Here is a 21,336-nt window from a genome sequence, read left to right on the forward strand (position 1 = left end):
CGCTAGGAAGCGTCGCGCCGAAACATCCGCTCCAATGATTTATGATTCCTTTTCTACTTGCATGTAGCTCAACTCGAGAGGTGTCTTACGTCCAAAAATCTTCACCATCACCTTCAACTTGCGCTTTTCTTCATTGATCTCTTCAATGGTGCCGTTGAAACCATTAAATGGTCCGTCGATCACCTTGATCGTTTCTCCTATGATGAATGGAATGTTGATCTGCTCATCGGTATCCGCCAATTCATCCATGCGGCCCAACATTCTCTTCACTTCATTTTCGCGAAGCGGTACCGCTCCTCCTTCTTTCCCCCCCAAGAATCCAATGACTCCCGGAATTCCTTTGATCACGTGCTCTACTTCTCCTACCAAATGAGCTTCGACCATGATATAACCCGGATAGTGCGTGCGCTCTTTGCTCACTTTCTTTCCGTTGCGGATCTGGAATACTTTTTCGGTCGGAACCAACACTTGTGTTACAAGGTCTTCCATACCCAATCGAGTCACCTCGGACTCAATATATCCCTTAACTTTTTTCTCCTGTCCACTGATGGTACGAACAACGTACCACTTCTTATGATCGCTCATTCTCCTTTAATCTCTTATCCGAAGATTCTGTAATAAAAGCTCAACAAATTACTGAACGAGTAGTCCATCGCATATACCAACAGGGCGATGATCACACTCGCTACCGCTACCAATAAAGAACTCGCTTGCAACTCGGACCATGACGGCCAACTTACCTTATGCACCAATTCGTCGTAAGACTCTTGGAAATAGGTTCTGATCTTCTGCATCTCTTCTTTTCTATTTGCACGGGTGGTAAGATTCGAACTCACGACCTTTGGTTTTGGAGACCACTGCTCTACCAGCTGAGCTACACCCGTTTATAGGCAAAGGAAAAGCACTAAAAAGCACTTTTCCTTTCCCTTATTTTAATCGGCTGATCTAGGATCAGTCGATGATCTCAGTTACCTGACCTGCACCAACTGTACGTCCACCTTCGCGGATAGCGAAACGAAGACCTACGTTCATAGCTACAGGGGCGATCAATTCAACCGTGATGGTCAAGTTATCACCTGGCATCACCATCTCAGTTCCTTCTGGTAATTTGATCTCACCAGTTACGTCAGTCGTACGCAAGTAGAACTGCGGACGGTAACGGTTGTGGAATGGAGTGTGACGTCCACCTTCTTCTTTCTTAAGGATGTAAACCTCAGCTTTGAATTTAGTGTGTGGAGTTACTGAACCCGGCTTACAGATAACCATACCGCGCTGGATATCGGTTTTCTCAATACCACGCAACAACAATCCTACGTTGTCACCAGCTTCTCCGCGATCCAAGATTTTACGGAACATCTCAACTCCAGTAATGGTAGAAGTCAATTTCTTGTCTCCCATACCGATGATCTCAACTGGGTCTCCAGTGTTGGTTACACCAGTCTCAATACGACCAGTAGCAACAGTACCACGACCGGTGATAGAGAATACGTCCTCGATTGGCATCAAGAAGTCTTTATCAACATCACGCTGTGGAAGTGGAATGTGCTCATCAACTGCCTTCATCAATTCCATTACAGTGTCAACCCACTTACCTTCACCGTTCAAAGCACCCAAAGCAGAACCTTGGATTACTGGCAAGTCGTCTCCTGGGAATTCGTAGAATGACAACAATTCGCGAACTTCCATTTCAACCAATTCCAAAAGCTCTTCGTCGTCTACCATGTCCACTTTGTTCATGAAAACAACGATAGCAGGTACACCTACCTGACGAGCCAAAAGAATGTGCTCACGAGTTTGTGGCATAGGTCCATCAGTAGAAGCAACTACTAAAATAGCTCCGTCCATCTGAGCAGCACCAGTTACCATGTTCTTTACGTAGTCGGCGTGACCTGGACAGTCAACGTGTGCGTAGTGACGGTTTGCCGTTTCGTACTCAACGTGAGCCGTGTTAATGGTAATACCACGCTCTTTTTCCTCCGGCGCGTTATCGATAGAATCGAATCCACGGGCTTCACCAAAACCGGCATCGGCCAACACCTTAGTGATAGCGGCAGTCAACGTAGTTTTACCATGGTCAACGTGACCAATAGTTCCAATATTCAAGTGAGGTTTGGAACGATTGAAATTTTCCTTTGCCATGATTAATCGTCTTTGTTTATAGTTAAATTTTAAAATTTACGTACCAAAAGATTCCGGACATCTCTTACGAGCACCGGAACCTTGAAAAACTTCTTTTGAGCCAATGACGGGAATTGAACCCGTGACCTCTTCCTTACCAAGGAAACGCTCTACCCCTGAGCTACATCGGCATTGCAATCAATGCACCCCGAAAGGCTTTGAGCGGAAGACGGGATTCGAACCCGCGACCTACAGCTTGGAAGGCTGTCGCTCTACCAACTGAGCTACTTCCGCATTCGATCGATCTCGCTCTCGCGGGCGGATGTTCTTGTGGGGAGAGCAGGATTCGAACCTACGAAGCCGTTGGCAACAGATTTACAGTCTGTCCTCGTTGACCGCTTGAGTATCTCCCCAAAATGTCCTTCAATGAACTTGAGCCGATAGAGGGACTCGAACCCACGACCTGCTGATTACAAATCAGCTGCTCTAGCCAGCTGAGCTATATCGGCCTCTACCCCTTATTTCATCGGCAATCATATAAAAAAATGCAGCCCCGTTTCAAAAGGGACTGCAAATGTAAAAAAAGATAAGGAATTGGAGCAACGCGAATTCAAAAAAAATTCAACGTTTATTTTCAGACTCCGCGAACGCGTTCTTTGCGCTTGTTTAACTGACGCTTTAACACGTCCACACTCTGATCGATCGCCTCCTCAAAACTCTTGCATTGTTTCTTTACGATCAAATCCTTCCCAGGTATGTTTACCCGTACCTCCGCAAGTTTATTCTCGTCCCCTGAGACGTTCTCTACTCTTAAATAAACCTCAGCATCTACGATCTGGTCATAAAATTGGTCCAACTTCTGAAGTTTGTCTTCAACAAATGCAAGCAGTTTCGGTTCCGCATTGAAATTCACGGATTGAGTGCGTACGTTCATGTGATCGAAATTTAGTGGCCCCGTGGATGGGCCTGGTTGTACACCTTTTTTAAATGTTCCACCGAATGGTGCGTATACACCTGGGTGGCCGAAAGATTAGCGTGCCCTAGAAGTTCCTTGATGGCACTGAGCTCCGCCCCCGCATTTAGAAGGTGAGTTGCGAAACTGTGGCGCAACACGTGGGGACTCTTCTTTTCTACACTGCTAACATAGCTAAGATAGCGATTGACCACCCGATACACAAGCTTCGGATATAGTTTTTTACCCTTCTGAGTAAGCAATAATTCTTCGGCCTCAACGGCCCGATGCAGCCCTTCTTTTTCCCGCTGATAATCCTCAATGGCTTTGGCCAATTCGGTCTGAATGGGAATCATCCTCTCTTTGTTTCGCTTGCCCAATACCTTGAGCTGCCCACGACCCAAATCCACATCCCGCTCGAGCAAACCGATCAATTCAGCTCTACGCATTCCGGTGTGATACAACAACATCACGATCAACCTGTCGCGAACCCCTTCATACCCATCCTCAAAAAAACGCTGATCCAGCAACGCCCCCAGATCCTCTTCAGGGACCACGACCGGAAGCCTTTTTCGCACTTTAGGCGTTTGTAGCTGAGCGGTCGGATTCTTATCAATAACCCCCTCGTGCAATAGAAACTTGTAAAACGTCTTTAACGACGTCGCCTTGCGCTGTACGCTCCGAGGCTCATAATTCTCATTCATCAGCGATACTATCCAAGAACGAACCATAGGACCGCGGACATCCATCAAGTCCTCGTTCTCATATACCGCCAACAAAAACTCTTTAAATTGATCCAAATCGGTCCGATACGCCCTTAACGTGTGCTCACTGTAACGCCGTTCGTGACTCAAATGGTCGAAAAAGGATGCCTCATTCATTCCCTACAAGATAAAAAAAGCCCGTCCATAAATTGGACGGGCTGTAAATATCGTAATTGGGGGAGTCGACTTATGCCTCTTCCTGATCCCGCAACGTCTGAATGTAAGCGGCTTTCAATACCTGCTCACGACGCTGAACAGAGGGCTTGGTGAATTGCTTGCGACGACGCAATTCGCGCATAGCACCAGTACGATCGAATTTACGCTTGTAGCGCTTCAACGCTCGATCGATGTTCTCTCCATCTTTTACCGGAATGATGATCATATGTCTAGCTCCATTATTATCTGAATTTTAGGGCTGCAAATGTACAACCTTTTTAATTCCTATCAAATTACTTCATTAAATGTTTCGAGATCACCAGTTTCTGTATTTCACTGGTCCCCTCGCCGATCGTACAGAGCTTGCAATCGCGGTAGAACTTCTCTACCGGGAAGTCCTTTGTAAATCCATATCCACCATGGATCTGCACGGCTTCATTGGCAACGCGTACACATACCTCACTAGAGAAATACTTGGCCATGGCTCCGGAAACCGTTACCCGCTCGCCTCGATCCTTCTGAGCTCCGGCTTGATAGGTCAACAGCTCCGAGGCTTCGATCTCAGTGGCCATATCGGCGATCTTGAATGCGATCGCCTGAAACTTAGCAATGGGTTTTCCGAACTGTTCCCGTTCCTTGGCGTATTTCACCGCGTGGTCATAAGCTCCCTTAGCCAATCCGACGGATAACGCCGCAATGCTGATTCGGCCTCCATCCAGCACTTTCATAGCCTGAACGAATCCGTCGCCTTCCTCTCCGATCATGTTCTTATGCAGAACGCGACAATTCTCAAATATAAGTTCCGTGGTCTCGCTGGCTCTCATGCCCAACTTGTCTTCTTTTCGTCCGGCCGAGAACCCAGGTGTACCCTTCTCTACGGCAAAGGCCGTCATCCCATGACTATCGCCTTTCTCACCCGTTCGAACGATCACAACGGCAATGTCACCCGACTTACCGTGGGTAATGAAGTTCTTACTTCCATTGATGACCCATTCGTCGCCATCGCGCACCGCCGTGGTGTTCATTCCTCCCGCATCACTTCCCGTTCCAACCTCGGTCAAGCCCCAGGCACCGATCCACTCTCCCGTGGCCAGTTTAGGAAGCCATTTTTTCTTTTGATCCTCACTAGCGTGGTATAGAATGTGGCCAGTGCATAGCGAATTGTGCGCGGCAACACTCAACCCGATGGATGGGTCGACCCGGCCGATCTCCGAAACAACGGTGATGTATTCATCGTAGGTAAGTCCCGATCCCCCGTATTCCTGCGGAACCAGAACGCCCAACATACCCAGTTCGCCGAGTTTCTTCATGACGCCGACCGGAAAATGCTGCGCCTCATCCCATTCCATGATATGGGGCTCTATTTCGCGCTTGCAAAAATCGCGAAGGGTCTCCACGATCATCTTTCGCGTTTCTGATAATTCAATGCTCATTGTGTAGTGTGATTTTATAACTCGCTTCCTCTGATCAATAAGAGATCAAGGTATGTATACTTCCGCTGTACTTCCTCAGAACTTCATCGCCCCCGAGAAAGTTCAAGGCAATGATGAAACTAAAACCGGCCACGTCGGCATCGAGGCGTTTAAGCAGCTCAGCCGCAGCCGCAGCCGTTCCGCCCGTAGCTAACAAATCGTCGTGGATAAGCACCCGGTCACCCGGCTGTATCGCATCAGTATGGATCTCTAGAGTGGCCGATCCGTACTCGAGCTCATAGCTGTGTTCGATCTTGTCATAGGGTAACTTACCCGCCTTGCGAATCGGGACAAAAGGTATGTTCAAGGCATCGGCCAAGGTCATGCCGAACAAAAAGCCTCGACTTTCAATGCCCGCGATCGCGTCGATCTCCCAATCCGACAATGCCTCAAGGAGGTGATCCAAGACCGCTTTACGGGCCTTAGCATGCCCGAGTAGGGGCGTAATATCGCGGAACAGAATGCCCGGCTTCGGGAAGTCGGGTACCGCTCGAATATGATTCTCAATTTGTTCTAATGTCATTGTACCGATAAATAGGGTACAATTTTACGGAATATCGAGTCGGTCATCAAATAGCCGTCGCGAACTTCTTCTACGTTTGTGAATCCCCCAACCCGTTCTCGATATCGCACCCATTCCGCGGCCATGGCCGGAGCTATATACGGGTGCCTCCAAAAACGCGATATGGTATCGCGATTCAAGTAGAGTGAATCGAGTGGCGCACGGTCTTCGATAACGCGGTCGAACCAAATTCCGGTGGTGTCGATCCCGTACACTTCACCAAGCTGCTCTTTTGCGGCATAGCCCCCGAGTAATGCCCGATATTTGAGTATCCTCCTCGAGAATGCCGGCCCGATACCCGGAAGTGCTTCCCACGCAAAGGTGTCGGTTTCGTTTAGGAGAACCCTGAAGACTTCCCGTTTGCTATCGCGGGTTCTATCCTCGGCCATGGATCGGGTTGCGTTTGCGGATAAACCGTTCGAGCCGGGCTTGTTTTTGAAGGGGTCCCTCTCGGGACGATGGGTGCCTTTGGCGGCACCTTCAGCCACGCGGATGGTGTCGTATATAACGAGGCGGTGTTCATCGCGCCGTTGAGGCGCAAATATGGATTTGGAAAAGTAACCTACTCCCTCAACGATCAGGAGCAAGGCCATAAGGGTCAGGAGGGCGAGGCGTTCGCGTTTTGAAAACGATTGAACTCGCCGTGTATGTAAGGGCATAAGCGCTTAATTTGCGCGCCGCTTCTTCTCTTTTTCAGGTGTCGTGAAAATCTCTCCGGCCTTGAGGGCCTTGAGGTACGAACGTAGATCGGACCGCACTTCCCCGCTCAACAGCAGAAGTCCAAGGATATTGGGGAAAGCCATGGCTAAGATCATCATGTCGGAGAAATCGATGACAGCACCCAAACTCACTGACGAGCCGATGATGATGAAGATAAGGAAAATGAACTTGTAGGCCAATTCGGTTCGCTTGTTTTCACCGAGAAGGAAAGTCCAAGCCTTGAGTCCGTAATAGCTCCAACTGATCATGGTACTGAAGGCGAATAGGAAAATCGCGATCACCAGTACCATGGGGAACCATGAGATCACCGTACCGAAAGCATCGGAGGTCAGTTGCGCACCTGCGACATCGGTGACCAAGTGTTTATCGGTAAAGATCAGTACGAGGGCCGTGAGGGTACAAACTACTACGGTGTCGATGAATGGTTCGAGCAATGCCACAAAACCTTCGGCTACCGGGAATTTCGTTTTGGCCGCGGAGTGAGCTATCGCTGCTGATCCAACTCCCGCCTCATTTGAGAAGGCCGCTCGTCGGAACCCTAGAATAAGCACACCAATGAATCCACCTCGAAGAGCTTCGGCGTTGAACGCACCGTTGTAGATCGCCATAAAGGCGCTGTTGACCTGGTGAATGTTTCGGAAAATGATGATAAGGGCAGCGACAACGTACAGCGCCGCCATGAAAGGAACGATCTTTTCGGTTACGCGGGCTATGGACTTGATACCTCCGATGATCACGATACCCACCAAGATGGCCAAGATGACGCCAAAGTAAGGCCCTGCACCTTGAAGGGTCGAAAACTCACCCGATAGTTGTTCGTAGGCTTGATTGGCCTGGAACATGTTTCCACCTCCAAATGAAGCTCCGACCGCGAGTAGGGCGAAGATCACGGCCAACACCTTTCCGAGTCCGCCCATGTTACGTCTGGCCAGACCTTTGCGCAGATAGTGCATTGGACCTCCGGATACCGATCCATCTTCGTTAATGTTACGGTATTTAACCCCTAGGGTACATTCCACGAATTTGGAGGACATCCCCAGAAGTCCGGCAATGATCATCCAAAAAGTAGCACCTGGGCCACCCAAAGAAATGGCCACTGCTACACTGGCAATATTTCCGAGTCCGACCGTAGCTGATACAGCCGTTGCGAGCGCTTGAAAATGCGTTACTTCACCTGGAGCATTGGGTTCGTCGTGCTTTCCGCGAGCCAATGCTACGGCATGTCGAAATCCGCGAATATTGATGAAGCCCATCTTCAACGTGAAGAAAAGTGCTCCAAAGACCAGCCAGATCACAATGAATGGAATGGACTTGGTTCGAATTGTCCCGTTTGGGTTGCGTACGACATTTCCATTGTCGTCGTAGATCCTGTTATCGTATAAATTGAGAGCAGCAAATGGGTCTCCCAAAAGAACACTATCTAATGCGTTTACGATCGGAGTGAACGCACCATTGAATTTTTCAGCAATACTCTCTGTCGGAATTTCGATATTTTCAGTGACCTCATTCCCGGAGGCATCGACCACCCTTACCGAATGAGGAATCCCCTCAGTTAATCCGTAGGCGAATCTCCTGGTTGTATCGGTACCGGCGTTGCTCCAATAGTAATGGTAGGGCTCTTGTCCACCGAATACCGTTATTTCTACCTCACCGTCGTTGATCTCCTTGCTCGGATTAGTCACCACTACCCTTTCGATGGTAAGTGCAGCTTGACCAAAAGTTAGAACAGAAAGCAGCATAAGTGCTGCGGCGAGTAGATTCTTCATACCTGTGGTTTAATGAGTCACAATAATCGAGAAAAATAGGACGGTGACCAAATAGCTTTAGCCTAGTTGCTCTTGAACCAAGGCCAAGCCTTGCTCAAAACTGTGCGGTTGGTATCCCAGAAGGGATCTTGCCTTATCGATATAAAAGCCCGTTCGCGGCGGGCGTTGGGCCCTCTGATTGAGGCCTGTGGAAGTCACGGGCGTAACCTGTCCGGTATCGACACCGTAGAACTTACCTACCCTTTCGACCAGTTCGTAGATCGACATAAAATCGTCACCGGAAATATGGAACACCCCTTGAGTTCCTTTTTTAGCGCATAGGAAACAACCCATGGCCAGATCTTCGGCGAGGGTTGGAGTTCTAAATTGATCGTTCACAATATTCAAGGGGTCGCCTTTTTCAAGAGCCCCCTTGGCCCATAGAACGATATTCGATCTACTCATATCATCGGCTACACCATAAACGAGTACTGTACGTAGAATAGACCAAGGGCATTTCGCATTCTTGACTATCTCTTCGCCGCGCAGTTTAGAAACGCCGTAATAGATAACAGGATTCGGATCGTCCTCCTCGCGATAGGGACCATCCGTTCCATCGAAAATAAAGTCTGTAGAAACGTGGATCAAATGGGCGTCAATCTGCTCGCATACTTCAACGAGGTACTCGACCGCGCGCACGTTCAAGGCGTCACAGCCTTCTTTATCGTCTTCGCAGGCATCGACATTTGTCATCGCCGCGGTATTAATGACTACATCGGGCTCGTGACCGTACATGACCTCGAAAACTTGATCTTTGTTGGTAATATCCAGTGATCCGTAAACATATCCCTCTTTGAGCTTGGTTCGGTTTTCACCACGAGATGTGGCGACCAGCTCTACGCCGGGGTCTTTGGAAACAAGATGGATGATCTTTTGTCCTAAGAGGCCATTCGAACCCGTGATCAATATCTTCATTTTACCAGTTTTTTGGCTTCATTAATGCGAGGATGAGGTACACCTGGAGATCCTACCCCCAACAGGGTGACGATGATCCAACCAAGTAGCATTCCGGAGACATCCAATTCGGATCGATCAGCGAGCCACGCGCAAACTCCTAGTAGTTTTGGTTCGGTCATGAGTATTCGTTTTTATCCAGTTTGAACAGGTTATTCAATTTGTTGATTTGCTCAGGAACACCGAGTACGAAAAGCTTCGAATTCGGAACGAGCTTGGTATTCGCGTCCGGATTGATGACGTACTCGCCTTCCGGAGTTTTGAATCCAATAACGTTACACCCCGTAACATTTCTGATCCCGAGTTCGATGAGCGACTTCATTTGGTACTGTTCCGGGATCTCATCAACGGGCACTTCTTCCAAATTGATTGCTGCGCTTCCCTCCACTGATATGTGATCCAAAAACTCAACCACATCCGGAGTGACCACCAAGGAGGCCATATGGGCCCCTCCCACTTTGTCGGGCATGATCACATTATTCGCTCCGGCTGCTTTGAACTTTCGCTCGCTGTTCTCACTCGAAGCACGTGCTATGACCGTCATATTTTTATTCAGTTCACGGGCCGAAAGAACCACAAAAAGGTTCTCGGCATCAGAAGGCAATGTGGTGATCAGGGCACTCGCCTTTTCAACGCCCGCTTGCTCTAATACACCATCTCGTGTACTGTCACCATGAATAACTGCAATACCTTCGGTTTTGAGACGCTCGACCCGCTCTTCATCGCGCTCGATCACCACAAAATCCTTTCCGTAAGCTCGTAGCTTTTTTATGGCTTGTCGGCCATTTCGGCCATAACCACACACGACGACATGATCTTTCAACTTGTTCACTTTCTTTCGAACTTGACGGTCAATGAGTGCTTTGCGCAGATCGCCATTCAGCAGGCTTTGACTAAGCACGGTGACGGCATAAGCAAAAGTACCAAAACTGGTGATGATTAAGGATATCGTGAAAATCCTACCTCCTTGGGACAACGTCTTTACCTCGGCAAAACCCACAGTAGAAACAGTAATGATCGTCATGTAGAGCGCATCGACAAAGGAGAATTTCTCGATCGCCATAAAGCCCACAACGCCGATGATCACTCCCCCGAATAAAAAAGCAAGGGTAATGCGTATGCGCGAATAAAAAGACTGAGTATTCAAGGTCTAAATTATAGATCGAACACAGATACTTTACGCTGCAAAAGATAATCTTTTGTGCGCATCATAAAGGCAAGTGTTAGATACAAAATAACAGGAGAGCCGAATGTGGCAAAAGAAGTGTAGATAAAAAACAAGCGAACTAAATCTGCTCGAACACCTATACGCTGCCCCAGACGGCTCGACACTTCAAAGCCGTTTTTTTCAAAAAAGGAACGTATTCTCTCGATCATGTTTCAACGATTTAGCACTCGTTTTCCTACTTGGCAAATTAAGCATTTTTTTGGCCGGCAATAATGCACGAACTGATGCTGCGCCGCTTGCCCATCCAAAGCGGATTCAACAGGAATTCCACGAGCAACAAACGATTGTACTATGCGATTGTTCTCGGCACTTAGAGACTGAGCCCAATTCAATGCTTTTTCAATGAAGCTCTGGTCGCCCCGCCACCTGCCGTAGTAAAACAATAAAGGAACAATTGCATTAAGCAGAACCACTCTCGACTTTGCTAGCCCAAAGCCTTTCCCTATGGCTCTGTTACACAAGCTAATCCACTCGTTAGGGTCATTCATTTTCAATAAACGATGAACCAGGTCCGGATATGAGTAAAGGAGTCGGGCGAGTTGTTCCATTCTCTTATTCGGGTGATTGGGCGGACGAATTCCACCGAATTTCCATAATCTCGCGTCGATAGGCTCCAAGTGATGCTTGAGTCGAAGTACATGGTAGTGAGCAAAGAGGTCCACATAGTCTTTTCTGACACTTCCCTTTGAGCACCATCCAGATTGACCGATCAACAGGGCCAAAATCGATCTGTACTCGTGCGCCTCGCGCCGAATTATTCGAAGTGGAGTTCTAAGTGCCACCTGCTCAAAAGGCTCTGAATTCTCCTTTAATCCGAAAGAACGACAAAGAACTTGGTAAAAGGTCTCCTCCCAATGATGCTGATTGTTGAGCAGTCTTAATTTCCATTCTTGGCTTCGCTCTTCCAAACGCGTGACCATCATTCTCTCCCAGTGCGCCTTCCAAAACAGCTCGTCAAAGTCTCCGAGGAATGGTTCGCAAGGGATCCAGTACATATCGGCCCTAAGTTCTTTCCAGCGATCGAAGACCTTTCGATGCACGCGACCGCAAAGCTCTAGGGTAGGTATACGCTCTCCATTATTGTTCGTTACGGGTCGGTCGTCTTTCCAAACAACATGTAGTAAAACGGGATCGTAATTGGTATCATTCTGATGTCCATGGGCGAACCAATCACTACTATTTACGTGAATCTCTATTGGCCCAACCCATTCCAGGTTTCCCAGCTTTATGTGGGCCATGCGGAAATCAGGACCTGCCGCAGTATGGTCTTGGCCGGGGTCGATCACCTCGAGCTGCTGGCCTTGAGTGGTCAGTAGCTCCCGTTGATTATACCTTCTGTACTTCCAAATGAAATGAAGAAAAAGCTCTTCCAAATGACGGTCGATAGTCGCCGCACTTCGAACCGATCGTAATGTAGGTCATCGGCAATAAATGGCCATGCTCAGGGCCAACTTTTTTGCCTCTTCACGTGCCTTTGAAGCAAAATCATCACCGGACCCCGCGTAAAGGATTCCCCGGGAACTGTTGATCAAAAGTCCGATATCTTTATTAGCGCCGTGTTCGACTACTTCTTCAAGCGAACCTCCTTGTGCGCCAACCCCGGGCACCAATAGAAAATGATCAGGAACAATGGACCGCACTTCGCGCAATGATTCGGCTTGTGTTGCGCCCACAACGAACATGAGAGAATCGGGGTTCGACCAAGAGGCCGTTGTCCTCAACACATTTTCGAATAAATAATCGCCACCGAGTTTCTGCTTTTGGAAGTCAGATGCTCCAGCGTTGGACGTGAGAGCCAAGACGATCGCCCATTTCCCCCTTCCTTCCGAAAGGAAAGGGCCGACGGAATCAGAGCCCATGTAAGGCGCTACGGTAATCGAGTCAAAACCCATACGCTCTAAAAATGCTTCAGCGTACATGCGGCTAGTGTTACCGATATCGCCGCGTTTAGCATCGGCAATCGTAAAGTGATTCGGATAGTTTTCGTTTAAATACTGTATCGTACGTTCGAGGCTCCTCCATCCATCGAGCCCACGGGCTTCGTAAAAAGCCGTGTTGGGTTTGTAGGCTACACAGAAATCATGAGTTGCATCGATGATCGCTTTATTGAAGCTAAAAATAGGGTCTGCATCCGATTTGACCACCTCGGGCATACGATCGAAATCGGGATCCAATCCGATACATAAAAAGGACTTTTTCGACCTGATTTGTTCAATGAGTTGATCTCGTGTCATTATGCGTTGGTTTGTTCACCTTCCTTCATTTTCTTCACGTTTTCAACCATCTGTAGCTCGTCGCTTATCTTGGCCAAATCGCCGTTCATAATATCGTTCAGATTGTACAAGGTCAGGTTGATCCTGTGATCGGTTACACGACCTTGCGGAAAATTATAAGTTCGAATCTTGGCCGATCGGTCACCGGAACTCACCATGGTCTTTCGCTTGCTCGAGATCTCATCGAGGTGCTTCTGCAATTCGCGTTCGTATATACGACTACGCAAGACCTTGAGGGCTTTATCGAAGTTTTTGATTTGCGACTTCTGATCCTGACATTGAGCTACGATTCCGGTCGGAACGTGAGTCAAGCGCACAGCAGAGTAGGTCGTATTCACTGATTGTCCTCCGGGCCCGGAACTGCAGTACGTTTCTTTCTTAACATCGTTCATGTCGATTTCTACATCGAACTCTTCCGCTTCGGGCAAAACGGCTACCGTCGCCGCAGACGTGTGCACACGGCCTTGAGTCTCCGTCGCGGGTACCCGTTGAACTCGGTGAACACCGGATTCGTACTTGAACAATCCGTAGGCGTTATCACCATTGATATTGAAGATGATCTCTTTGTAACCACCTGCCGTTCCTTCGGCATAATCTACGAGTTCAGTCTTGAATCCTTCATTTTCCGCATAACGCATATAGATCCTGTATAGGTCGCCGGCAAACAAATTCGCCTCATCTCCTCCGGTACCTGCACGAATCTCCATCACCGCATTTTTCGCATCCTCAGGATCCTTCGGAATAAGTAGGACCTTGATCTTTTCGGTCCAAGCTTCTTCTTGTGGCTCTAGTTCCTCAAGCTGCATTTTAGCCATTTCCTTGAGCTCGGGATCTTTTTCATTATTGAGGATATCGCGTGCCTCTTCAATTCCTTCTACGAGCTCCCGGTATTGATTGCCCGCTTGGACGATAGGTTCGAGCTCTTTGTACTGTTTATTGAGCTCCACGTAGCGCTTCATATCGGCGATCACATCCGGATCGCTGATTTGGGTAGCCAGGTCGTTGTACCTGCGCTTAATTCCATTCAATTGTTCCAACAGCTCCATCTTCTCTTCTTCTTATGAGTATTCGAATGTTCCGTGTTCGCTCTTAATGCTCAGTTTCTTTTCCCCTGATTCAACTCGACCAACGATTTGGGCTCCGATACCAAAATTCTCAGCGGTCTGAATTATACGTTCTGCCTCGCTTTCTGGTAAGTACAACTCCATTCGGTGCCCCATGTTGAATACTTGGTACATTTCTTTCCAGTCCGTACCGCTCTCTTCGTGAATCAACTTAAAAAGTGGTGGGGTAGCAAAAAGGTTGTCCTTTATAACATGATGCTCATCAATAAAGTGCAGCACTTTTGTTTGAGCTCCTCCGCTGCAATGGACCATACCGTGGATGTTACTTCGGTTTTCTTTAAGAATTTCCTTAATGACCGGAGCGTAGGTCCGCGTTGGTGAAAGAACGAGCTTTCCAGCGTCGAGGCTGACTCCCTCAACGACATCAGTAAGGCCTTTGGACCCTGAGTAAACCAAATCAAGAGGTACGCTCGGATCAAATGACTCTGGATACTTCTCTGCCAAAGACCTATCAAAGACATCATGTCGTGCCGAAGTCAATCCATTCGACCCCATGCCACCATTGTACTCGGTTTCATAAGTGGCCTGACCAAAACTTGCCAAACCAACGATTACGTCGCCCGGTTGTATTCGATCGTTACTGATTACTTCATCCCTTCTCATTCGACAGGTCACTGTTGAATCAACAATGATCGTACGAACCAAATCGCCAACATCAGCCGTTTCACCACCTGTGCTGCAAACTCCAACTCCCAATTCCCTCAGTTGAGCCAACAACTCCTCGTTTCCGTTGATAAGGGCACTAATCACTTCGCCTGGAACCAGATTTTTATTCCTTCCAATAGTGGAGCTCACAAGGATTTGATCGGTTGCACCGACGCAAAGAAGGTCATCGATATTCATGATCAATGCATCCTGCGCAATTCCTTTCCAAACAGAAAGATCTCCGGTCTCTTTCCAGTACATGTAAGCCAAGCTCGACTTAGTTCCAGCACCATCGGCATGCATCACGAGACAATGGTCTGGGCTACCTGTCAGGTGATCCGGTATGATCTTACAGAAGGCCTTCGGGAAAAGCCCTTTGTCGATGTCCTTAATGGCTTCGTGAATGTCTTCTTTTGAAGCGCTTACCCCTCTCTGGTTGTATCTTTCTTGTTGACTCATGGCGGTAAAATAAAAAAGCATCCCGACAAAGGCCGGGACGCTTTTCACTATAAACTATTTTATCTACTGTCCTTTTGGAACGTAGTTACGGCTTTTCACCTGGAAGTCCGTTCTACGATTCAACTGACGAGCAATCTCATCGGCCTCATCACCATTATCGCGTTGCAAGCGACGAATGAATGCCTCGGTCAAACGATCTCCCGCTTTCAAGTACTCAGGTCCTTCATAAGACTCGTTGATGACGAACGGTTCATTCTCCCCCATACCAACTGCGATCAAGCGATCCTCGGCAATACCTTTTGAGATCAAGTAATCGACACAAGATTGTGCACGACGTTGTGAAAGCTGCTGGTTAGCGGGGTCACTACCGATGTGGTCAGTATGCGAACGAAGCTCAATGGTAATGTTCGGGTTGTCTTCCAAAACTTCAACCAACCCGTCCAATGACTCCATGGCTTCCGGGCGAAGCTCTGCACTGTTAAAGTCATACTCGATCTTAGGAAGTACGATCGGCTTGCGGATCGGATCCAGTTCCTTATTCATAACCAAGGTATGCAAGAAACCATCTGTGGTTTCTTCGAATGCAGAAAGCGGAATACCCACGGTAGTTACACTACCTGATTTCGTTAAATAATCTTTGGCTTCGAAATTCAAAGTATAGTTAACTCCTTCGGCCAACTGATCAGCGCCAAAGTAGTATGCTCCAGATTTATCTGTGGTAGTCTCGAGTGCCGCACCGTCGCTACCTACTAATTTAACCGTAACGCGATCAAGAGTTCGGCCAGACTTCGTGTCGGTAACAACTCCAGAAAGTGCAAAAAGAAGCGGCTTCAAACGAACGGCGTAAATGTCATCACCTCCATGACCGCCATCTCGATTGGAAGTCATGTATCCTACTTCTGGCTCGTCGCCTTTGAAGATGATGGCGAAGTCATCAGAGTTGGAGTTTATCGGAGACTTCATGTTCTCCACTTCTCCGAAGGTTCCATCGGGATTCATTTTCACCCGGAAGATATCCCAAGCACCCATTCCTGGGTGACCATCTGATGTAAAATATAAGTAGTCACCTTGTACGAACGGATAACCCTCGAATCCAACCGTATTCACTTGTGGACCCAAGTTTTCAGGCGTACCCCAAGTACGTACGCGACGCTCATAAGTAAGTTTGTACAAGTCGCGGCCACCTTCTTCTCCAAGGTCAGCAGCTACGATCATGGTCTCATCATCCAACAAGAATGGATGACCGATAGAAGCCAAAGAGTCAACATTGATATTCACCAACTCAGGCTCGCCCCATGTCTTACCCTTCTTACGCGCCATATAAATACGGCAGCCCAAGAAACCGGCGTTCTTCAAATTCTCACAACGAGTAAAGAACAACATGTTACCACGCTCGTTCACCGATGCGAAACCTTCGTGAGCTTTTGTGTTAATATCATCGGGCAGTGGGGCAGGAACGGACCACGATGGGGCTTCGTCTTCAGTGCCACTTCTGCTTCGTCGACCACCGCGACGCTTGCGCTCTTCATGTGTTTCGTACAAGTCCATGAATCCTTGATCGGTCCAGCCGTCAATATCCTTACCGGCACCATCCTCGCGCTGTGAAGTAAAGATGATCGAAGTTTGATCTTTATCGCCCCAAGCCGGAGCAAAATCGTTTTCTTTCGTATTGAAATCTCGCAGGTTCTCTAGTTCATAGCGCGATGTAGTTTCGAGCCACTCTAGAGCCTTTTTACAACTTTCTACCCCTTCTCTACCCCGAGGGTCGGACGGAGCGTCCTGACGGTAATTTTCATAGGCAACAATTGCCTCATCGTATTCTCCTTGAGCCTTCAACATATCCGCGTAGTAAAGCTTTGCGACCGGATCAGGATAGCGGCGTTTGATGGTGCGGTTGTAATAACCTGCCGCTTTTCTCCAATCGCCCATCATTCGATAACACTCCGCCATGCGGAATGTGATCTCTTCTTTGATTTGACGGTCTTTCTCCTTGGAAGAAGCTTTTTTATACAATTCAGCGGCCTGCGCAAAAAGCTGAGCTTCAAATGCTTGGTCTGCTTGAATGGTGTAATTTGTTTGTGCTGATACGCTAAGGATGCCGACAAAGAGTAAGGCTGTGAGTACCGATCCGAGTCTCTTCATGTTGTAGGTTAAGATTACGCTTATAACGTGCTAAAATAAATAAACTTCACGAATAGCCATAAGAAAAACCCGAGGCGTCGGACCTCGGGCTTTTTAAATACTTCCTATTTCAACATTTTATCGTGTAAAAAGCATCTCTCGATACTTCGGCAATGGCCACAATTCATCGTCGATAACGATCTCTAGTTTATCCACCTCATATCGAATGATCTCGAAGTAAGGCTTCGCCTTTTCATCGTATGCGATGGCTTTATCGCGCATGTTGTCAAGCACGTTCGCTTTCTTGCGCTCCTCGATCATGGCATCGATGCTCGATTTGATCTTGGCTACCCTGCCCGAGATCTCTTTGATCATGTCGAGTTGCTCCTTCGCGGCCTCCTCGAAATCGCCTTTCGAAAGGACTTCTTTACACCCTTTCACGTTTTCGATCAAGGTGTTCTGATAGCGGATCGCGGTCGGAATAATGTGATTCTTGGCCAAATCGCCTAATACACGCGATTCGATCTGGATGGACATTTGATATTGCTCCAACATCACTTCGTGATGGGCGTGCACCTCTTTTTCATTCAGCACACCAAGCTCCCTAAATAAATCCACAGACTTCTTACTCACGTAGTTATCAAGTGCTTTCGGTGTAGTTTTAATGTTCTCCAAGCCCGGCTTTTCAGCGTGCTTTTCCCAAGTGCTGCTGTATCCATCACCTTCAAAACGAATGGCCTTTGACTCCTTAATATAATCGCGGAGTACATTGAAGATCGCCCCATCCTTTTTGAGTCCCTGTTTGATCAAGGCATCCACGTCGGCTTTGAACCGATGCAATTGCTCCGTCATGATCGTGTTTAAAACGGTCATTGGCAACGAACAATTCGCACTTGAGCCTACGGCTCGAAACTCGAACTTGTTCCCCGTAAACGCGAACGGCGAGGTTCTGTTGCGATCGGTATTGTCGAGCAGTACGTCGGGAATCTTACCAACGACGTTGAGTTTAAGATCCGAACGTTCTTGAGGAGATAATGCTCCTTCTTTCACCTCTTCGAGTTTGTTCAGGGTATCGGTCAATTGAGATCCGATGAACACGGAAATGATCGCTGGCGGAGCTTCGTTCGCACCCAATCGGTGATCGTTAGAGGCCGTTGCGATACTCGCGCGAAGTAATCCGGCATGACGATTCACCGCCGCGATCGTGTTAACGAAGAATGTGAGAAATTGAAGGTTACTCTTTGGGTTTTTGCCCGGTTTCAACAAGTTCACTCCTGTATCCGTACTGAGCGACCAGTTGTTGTGTTTTCCGCTTCCATTAAGTCCGGCGAAAGGCTTTTCGTGGATCAAGCAACGGAAGTGATGGCGACGCGCCACCTTATCGAGCAGGTCCATCAACAATGAGTTGTGGTCCACTGCCAAGTTCGCCTCTTCGAACATCGGCGCCACCTCGAACTGGTTTGGTGCTACCTCGTTGTGGCGAGTGGTCACGGGGATTCCGAGTCTCATGGACTCGCGCTCGAACTCCTTCATGAAGGCCATGGCACGAGTCGGAATCGATCCGAAATAGTGATCGTCGAGCTGCTGTCCTTTTGCCGGAGCATGGCCAAACAGAGTTCTGTTAGTCAAGATCAAATCAGGACGCACATTGTAAAGGGCCTCGTCAACCAAGAAGTATTCTTGCTCCCACCCCAGGGTTGCATTGACCTTGGTTACATTCTTATCAAAGTACCTACATACTGCGGTTGCCGCTTCATCTACTGCATTCAAAGCGCGCAATAGCGGAGTTTTATTGCCCAACGCCTCTCCGGTGTACGAAACGAAGATCGTGGGAATGCACAGGGTGTTATCAATAATAAAGGCCGGGGACGTAGGGTCCCATGCCGTATAACCTCGGGCTTCGAAAGTATTTCGGATACCGCCACTCGGGAAGCTCAATGCATCGGGTTCTTGTTGAACCAATAGATCACCGTCGAATCGCTCAATGGCGTAAAGAAAGCGTCGTGTTTTTCTGCCGTGGCTCCTGTAAGGGGTTGAAACCAGTGAGTATAGTGTGTTGCCCCTTTACTGATGGCCCAATCCTTCATGGCCGAAGCTACTTGATTAGCAATGTCGCGATCGATATTCTTTCCAGATACGATTGCTTGCATTACACTTCGGACGCCTCTTCCGGAAGATACTCCATCACGGCTCCGGTGTGGAAGACCATCTCTCCCCACAGTTCAGACATTTTAGCCTTGACCTCGAAGCTTTTAGTAGGCTTGCGCTCCATAGTTTGCTTAAGTGCTTGAAAACGAATGTTGGACGACATAAGACGTTTGAGATTTAGTGATGTGGCAAAGATACCAACAACTCGAGTCCCAACAATGACAGATTTGTCACTTTTTATTAGCACACCCTTAAAATCGAGGGGGTATGATTACATAAGTTCCTTTTTCAAGAGGGAGCAACGGGGTTTTTAGGGGGTAAAAAGCAAGTAGACGTATATTCCGTAAGTTGCGAGAAGAATAAACCCTTGCCAATTTCCTATGGTCCGTTTTTTTCCAACGTACAGAAAAGGGGCCAACAAAAAGGCAATACCAAGCATCCACCAAATATCGACTTCGAGCAGTCGGTGATCCGTAATGTGAATCGGGTGGATCATGGCCGTGATACCCAGGACGGCCAGTATATTAAAGATGTTGGATCCAATAAGGTTTCCTATCGAAAGGCTTTGTTCCTTTTTAAAGGTCGCAATGAGGGAAGCCGCAAGTTCGGGGATACTCGTGCCCACGGACACCATAGATACGGAGATCACTCGTTCGCTAACATTCCATGCACGGGCAATGTCCACGGCACCTTGAATGAGCCAATCGGAGCCGTAAAAAAGAGCCACAGCCCCGACCACGAGGTATAGTGCCATGCGTCCGGGTGGGTCGGGAATATCTTCTTTATCCTCTTCGGGCAAATCGTGAATGCGGCGGGATTCATCGCGCCGAGAGGCGCTGATCAAAAAAATATTGAATGCGACGAGTAGAACGAAGAAAACGAGGCCTTCGACGAATCCGAGATAACCATCGAAATACACGAAGAGCATGAATAAGATGGAGGATAGGAACATCGCGGGCCAATCGAACCGCCGGCTATTCACCGAAGCGGAGAGCCCAAAAATGGCCGCGGTGAGTCCGAGTACCAGGCCGATGTTCGCGATGTTGGAACCGATGACGTTTCCGAAGGTGATGTCGGTATGCCCTTTGAATGCTGCGTTGAGGCTAACGAGTAGTTCGGGGCAAGAGGTCGCAAACGAAACTACGGTCATTCCGATGACCAAGGTGCTTACTTTGAGACGTACGGCGAGAGTCACCGATCCGCGTACCAACAAGTCCCCACCGAGCGTCAGTAATGCTAATCCGGCCAGGAGAAATACCCACGCCATAGATCAATCTTTGGTCATGTTGGACTCAGATGAATCCTTCTGATCTTTAGAAGACCCTTGTTGCTCCGAAGCCGAATCTTTCCCTTTTTCCCGGGTAACAGTGGGATCGGAACGTTCGGTGTGGTGATCGGCCTGCTCCTTTTCGGGTTTATCGGGTTGAGGCGGATTTTCGGATTTCGCCTTGGGTGTGTTTCGAGCAATGGCCCCTTCGATATCTCGTGCTTGCTGTTTTATCTTCTCCTCCATTTGGCGGCTCAAGCTCGCTGGGTCACCCGTTGCGTCCTTGATCTCGCGTTGGATATCACTGGTCGCATTTCGTATCTCGCGCATGCCCTTACCCAAGGTTCGAGCCACTTCCGGGATACGCTTAGCTCCAAAAAGCAAAATGAAGACCATGAGGATGAGAAAGATCTCACCGCCGCCAAAATTGAAGATCAAAAAGATATGAGCGATCATGTCGGCAAAGATACGAATTGAACGACTGGTGGAATAATCGAGTAGACGGCCCCGCCACTAAGAGGTGACGGGGTGCGCCTCTCACACCACCGTACGTACGGGTCTCGTATAC

General features: G+C 48.3%; 20 protein-coding genes, 5 tRNA genes and 1 pseudogene. All 26 read right to left on the reverse strand.

Annotated features, from left to right (window positions below; genetic code table 11):
* Positions 1-39: 39 nt before the first annotated feature.
* Positions 40-585: a transcription termination/antitermination factor NusG gene (nusG, locus tag J4F31_04190; protein MCE2495771.1), complete on the reverse strand. Its 546-nt coding sequence runs from the start codon at positions 583-585 to the stop codon at positions 40-42.
* Between the two features lie 14 nt (positions 586-599).
* Complete coding sequence (gene secE / locus J4F31_04195; GenBank protein ID MCE2495772.1) at positions 600-836, reverse strand: preprotein translocase subunit SecE; 237 nt, start codon at positions 834-836, stop codon at positions 600-602.
* A tRNA-Trp gene (locus J4F31_04200) sits at positions 812-884 on the reverse strand. Before J4F31_04200 ends, secE begins: the two co-directional genes overlap by 25 nt.
* 67 nt (positions 885-951) lie before the next feature.
* Positions 952-2,139, reverse strand: coding sequence for an elongation factor Tu (tuf, locus tag J4F31_04205; GenBank protein ID MCE2495773.1), 1,188 nt, complete (start codon positions 2,137-2,139; stop codon positions 952-954).
* Between the two features lie 98 nt (positions 2,140-2,237).
* Positions 2,238-2,309 (reverse strand) — tRNA-Thr (locus J4F31_04210).
* A gap of 30 nt (positions 2,310-2,339) precedes the next feature.
* Positions 2,340-2,412, reverse strand: a tRNA-Gly gene (locus J4F31_04215).
* Positions 2,413-2,449: 37 nt separating this feature from the next.
* Positions 2,450-2,531, reverse strand: a tRNA-Tyr gene (locus J4F31_04220).
* A 22-nt stretch (positions 2,532-2,553) separates the two neighbouring features.
* Positions 2,554-2,627 (reverse strand) — tRNA-Thr (locus J4F31_04225).
* Between the two features lie 125 nt (positions 2,628-2,752).
* A complete protein-coding gene (gene raiA, locus J4F31_04230) occupies positions 2,753-3,052 on the reverse strand; it encodes a ribosome-associated translation inhibitor RaiA (protein ID MCE2495774.1) in 300 nt (99 codons plus the stop codon).
* Positions 3,053-3,063: 11 nt separating this feature from the next.
* Positions 3,064-3,951: a tyrosine-type recombinase/integrase gene (locus tag J4F31_04235; GenBank protein ID MCE2495775.1), complete on the reverse strand. Its 888-nt coding sequence runs from the start codon at positions 3,949-3,951 to the stop codon at positions 3,064-3,066.
* A 70-nt stretch (positions 3,952-4,021) separates the two neighbouring features.
* Positions 4,022-4,216, reverse strand: a complete 195-nt coding sequence (gene rpsU / locus J4F31_04240; GenBank protein MCE2495776.1) for a 30S ribosomal protein S21 — start codon at positions 4,214-4,216, stop codon at positions 4,022-4,024.
* 67 nt (positions 4,217-4,283) lie between these two features.
* Entirely contained in the window at positions 4,284-5,423 is a 1,140-nt protein-coding gene (locus J4F31_04245) for an acyl-CoA dehydrogenase family protein (protein ID MCE2495777.1), read from the reverse strand.
* A 34-nt stretch (positions 5,424-5,457) separates the two neighbouring features.
* Positions 5,458-5,985, reverse strand: coding sequence for an adenine phosphoribosyltransferase (locus J4F31_04250; GenBank protein MCE2495778.1), 528 nt, complete (start codon positions 5,983-5,985; stop codon positions 5,458-5,460).
* Entirely contained in the window at positions 5,982-6,683 is a 702-nt protein-coding gene (locus tag J4F31_04255; GenBank protein ID MCE2495779.1) for a helix-hairpin-helix domain-containing protein, read from the reverse strand. Before J4F31_04255 ends, J4F31_04250 begins: the two co-directional genes overlap by 4 nt.
* A gap of 6 nt (positions 6,684-6,689) precedes the next feature.
* A complete protein-coding gene (locus J4F31_04260) occupies positions 6,690-8,510 on the reverse strand; it encodes an amino acid carrier protein (GenBank protein MCE2495780.1) in 1,821 nt (606 codons plus the stop codon).
* 57 nt (positions 8,511-8,567) lie between these two features.
* The gene (locus J4F31_04265) at positions 8,568-9,464 is read right to left on the reverse strand and encodes an SDR family oxidoreductase (protein ID MCE2495781.1); all 897 of its coding nucleotides are present in this window, start codon (positions 9,462-9,464) and stop codon (positions 8,568-8,570) included.
* Between the two features lie 157 nt (positions 9,465-9,621).
* Positions 9,622-10,566, reverse strand: a complete 945-nt coding sequence (locus J4F31_04270) for a potassium channel protein (GenBank protein MCE2495782.1) — start codon at positions 10,564-10,566, stop codon at positions 9,622-9,624.
* A gap of 92 nt (positions 10,567-10,658) precedes the next feature.
* Positions 10,659-10,880, reverse strand: a complete 222-nt coding sequence (locus J4F31_04275) for a PspC domain-containing protein (protein MCE2495783.1) — start codon at positions 10,878-10,880, stop codon at positions 10,659-10,661.
* 3 nt (positions 10,881-10,883) lie between these two features.
* A complete protein-coding gene (locus J4F31_04280) occupies positions 10,884-12,104 on the reverse strand; it encodes a DUF2851 family protein (GenBank protein MCE2495784.1) in 1,221 nt (406 codons plus the stop codon).
* Between the two features lie 45 nt (positions 12,105-12,149).
* Complete coding sequence (pyrF, locus tag J4F31_04285; GenBank protein ID MCE2495785.1) at positions 12,150-12,965, reverse strand: orotidine-5'-phosphate decarboxylase; 816 nt, start codon at positions 12,963-12,965, stop codon at positions 12,150-12,152.
* Complete coding sequence (gene prfA, locus J4F31_04290) at positions 12,965-14,044, reverse strand: peptide chain release factor 1 (GenBank protein ID MCE2495786.1); 1,080 nt, start codon at positions 14,042-14,044, stop codon at positions 12,965-12,967. The genes pyrF and prfA overlap by 1 nt, the downstream gene beginning before the upstream one ends.
* 18 nt (positions 14,045-14,062) lie before the next feature.
* Positions 14,063-15,232 (reverse strand): phosphoribosylformylglycinamidine cyclo-ligase, encoded by a 1,170-nt coding sequence (locus tag J4F31_04295; GenBank protein ID MCE2495787.1) that lies wholly within the window; start codon positions 15,230-15,232, stop codon positions 14,063-14,065.
* 63 nt (positions 15,233-15,295) lie between these two features.
* Positions 15,296-17,374 carry an OmpA family protein gene (locus J4F31_04300; protein MCE2495788.1) on the reverse strand — a complete coding sequence of 693 codons (2,079 nt, stop codon included), beginning with the start codon at positions 17,372-17,374 and terminating at the stop codon, positions 15,296-15,298.
* A gap of 117 nt (positions 17,375-17,491) precedes the next feature.
* Positions 17,492-19,664, reverse strand: a pseudogene (locus tag J4F31_04305) (glutamine synthetase III).
* Positions 19,665-19,811: 147 nt separating this feature from the next.
* Entirely contained in the window at positions 19,812-20,768 is a 957-nt protein-coding gene (locus J4F31_04310) for a calcium/sodium antiporter (GenBank protein ID MCE2495789.1), read from the reverse strand.
* 3 nt (positions 20,769-20,771) lie between these two features.
* A complete protein-coding gene (locus tag J4F31_04315; GenBank protein ID MCE2495790.1) occupies positions 20,772-21,224 on the reverse strand; it encodes a twin-arginine translocase TatA/TatE family subunit in 453 nt (150 codons plus the stop codon).
* Between the last annotated feature and the right edge of the window lie 112 nt (positions 21,225-21,336).

The sequence above is a fragment of the Flavobacteriales bacterium genome (assembly GCA_021296215.1).
In the GTDB taxonomy this organism is placed as follows: domain Bacteria; phylum Bacteroidota; class Bacteroidia; order Flavobacteriales; family ECT2AJA-044; genus ECT2AJA-044.